We start from the raw sequence: 536 nt of genomic DNA, 5'->3' as shown, positions 1-536 counted from the left end.
ACTCTCTTTCTTGTTGCTGTAAGCGATGCCGTCATCCATGCCTGAGTAGGCGAACAGGCCAAGTAGCTTATCGCTTTTAGCATCTTCTAGCATGCTGCGGTTAAATGCCAGTTGGTAGCCGTCTTTCTCTGCCTCTGCAAGAAGGTTACGGTCGTCTTTACGTTTTGATTTTAGGTAAACATCACCTTGAGTCAGTTTTTCAAGTTGCTTATAGGTTTCACCTTTGTCGTTGGTCGATTTAGGGATCCAATGACGTAGCCCTCCCGAAAGCATTACATCAACACCAGTTTCTAGCATGTCGTTAGCAATTTGGTTTTCTAGCGAACGGTGAGGTTGGTGAGCAGCAAATGCAGCAGGCGTGGCGTGAGTTAAGCGCGTATCGGACACGAGTCCTGTTGCTTTACCTGCCTTTTTAGCTTTCTCAAGAACCGTCTCAACATGATTGCCCTGAGAATCAATGCCAATCACTTCTGAGCCACTGTAGATACCGGTTGCAAGCATGGTGGCTGAACAAGCAGAATCGACCACAATTGCAT

Annotated in this window: 1 protein-coding gene; it reads right to left on the bottom strand. The window is 46.8% G+C overall.

Features of this window, described 5'->3' with window-relative positions:
• On the bottom strand, positions 1 to 536 hold a 536-nt coding region (locus AB4496_RS27615; protein WP_372133187.1), incomplete at both ends, for an alkaline phosphatase.

Origin of the sequence: Vibrio sp. 10N.222.46.A1 (assembly GCF_041473595.1) — a bacterium.
Classification (GTDB): Bacteria; Pseudomonadota; Gammaproteobacteria; order Enterobacterales; family Vibrionaceae; genus Vibrio; species Vibrio tasmaniensis_A.
Note: the sequence above shows the minus strand (reverse complement) of the source record. Positions and strands in the feature narration are given on the sequence as shown.